Genomic DNA, 1,778 nt, shown 5'->3' with positions numbered 1-1,778 from the left:
TTCTTGATATACGCGTCCTTGCGCAGGTAGAACCACCAGTTGATGACCACGCAGATGGCGTAGAACACCGCGAAGCCATACATCGCGTTCTCGGGCGAGCCGGCCTTGATCTGGCCGCCGATCACCACCGGCGCGATGAACGCACCGTAGGCTGCCACCGCCGAGGTCCAGCCCAGCACCGGGCCACGCTCATCCTTGTCGAACACGAAGCCCACGGTACGGAAGGTCGAGCCGTTGCCGATGCCCGAGGCCGCGAACAGCACCACGAACAGCGCCATGAACACGAAGAAGTACTGCTCGGGCGTGGCCGACTGGTAGGCCAGCAGCATCACGTAGCCGGTCGCCGCCGAGGCGATCACCAGCACGATCGAGATCCACTGCGTCACGATCGAGCCGCCCAGCTTGTCCGAGATCCACCCGCCCACCGGGCGGATCAGCGCACCCACGAAGGGGCCGATCCATGCGTACATCAGCGCCGAGGGCGCATTCGGATTCTTCGCATGCACCCACGCCTGCGTGGCCGGGTCGAGCGTGTGCGTGTTGCCGAAGATCACCGTGATCGACAGCGGCAGCGCCATCGAGAAGCCGATGAACGAGCCGAAGGTCACCACGTACAGCGCCGTCATCGACCAGGTGTGCTTGTTGCGGAAGATCGCGAACTGCTTGTTCAGGTTCGACTTCATCTCGCCGGTGGCAGCGAACTTCATGCCGTACAGCGTGCCCACGATCACCAGCACCATGACGATCCACATGCCGTTGCCCGAGAGCAGCCCCGAGCCGGTCGGCGCCGGCAGGTACAGGTACAGACCGATCGCCGACACCACCAGCGCAATGCCGTAGAACAGGATGATCTTGCCCAGCGCCGCGCCGGTCGAACCGATGTTGGGCGACACGGTGAGCAGGTTGTTCATGCCGAACCAGCCGATCACCGCCAGCGGCACCAGCAGCAGCAGCCACACGAAACCGGCGTTCTGCACGTAGGTCGGCGTGCCCGCGGTGATCTTGCCGATCAGCGAGGCCGAGTCCTTGACCAGCGGGATCGGGTCGCCCGCGAGCGCGCCGAACAGCCCCACCGTCATCACCAGCGGGATCAGCACCTGCATCGTGGTCACGCCGAAGTTGCCCAGGCCCGCGTTCAGGCCCAGCGCCGTGCCCTGCTGGCTGCGCGGGAAGAAGGTCGAGATGTTCGACATCGAGCACGCAAAGTTGCCTCCGCCAATGCCTGACAGCAGCGCCAGCAGCTGGAACACCCACAGCGGCGTCTCCAGGCTCTGCAGCGCGAAGCCCGTGCCCGCGGCCGGGATCATCAGCAGCGCCGTGGTCAGCCACACCGTATTGCGCCCGCCGCAGATGCGGATGAAGAACGAGGCCGGGATGCGCAGCGTCGCCCCCGACAGACCGGCGATGGCGGCAATCGTGAACAGTTCCTCCGGCTTGAACGGGTAGCCCGCGTTGGACATCTGCACCGTCACCAGCCCCCACATCAGCCACACGGCAAAGCCGCACAGCAGGCTCGGGATCGAGATCCACAGGTTGCGGTTGGCGATGCGCGAGCCCTTCTCCTTCCAGAAGGCCTCATCCTCCGGGCGCCAGTCGACGATGTCGGCGCTACTCGTGGTCTTCGGCCCCTGCACAGCGGCCTTGTCAATTGCCTGCATGAATGCTGCTCCTTCTTGTCATTGTGTAATCACATCAACTCTGGTTCGGACGCTGGACGCCTGCGCGCTCCTCGAGCACATCGGTGCGGCGCACCTCGGTCCAGTACATCCAGATCAGCG

At 64.8% G+C, this 1,778-nt stretch carries 1 protein-coding gene; it reads right to left on the bottom strand.

The genetic code is table 11. The features are described from left to right. Window positions 1-1,658: MFS transporter (locus ACPT9U_RS17600; protein ID WP_435751906.1), on the bottom strand; the 1,658-nt coding region annotated here is incomplete at its 3' end. Between the last annotated feature and the right edge of the window lie 120 nt (window positions 1,659-1,778).

The sequence above is a fragment of the Thauera sp. AutoDN2 genome, assembly GCF_051280715.1.
Classification (GTDB): Bacteria; Pseudomonadota; Gammaproteobacteria; order Burkholderiales; family Rhodocyclaceae; genus Thauera.
The sequence above is the reverse complement of the archived record's forward strand: the minus strand, read 5'-3'. Positions and strand labels throughout refer to the sequence as shown.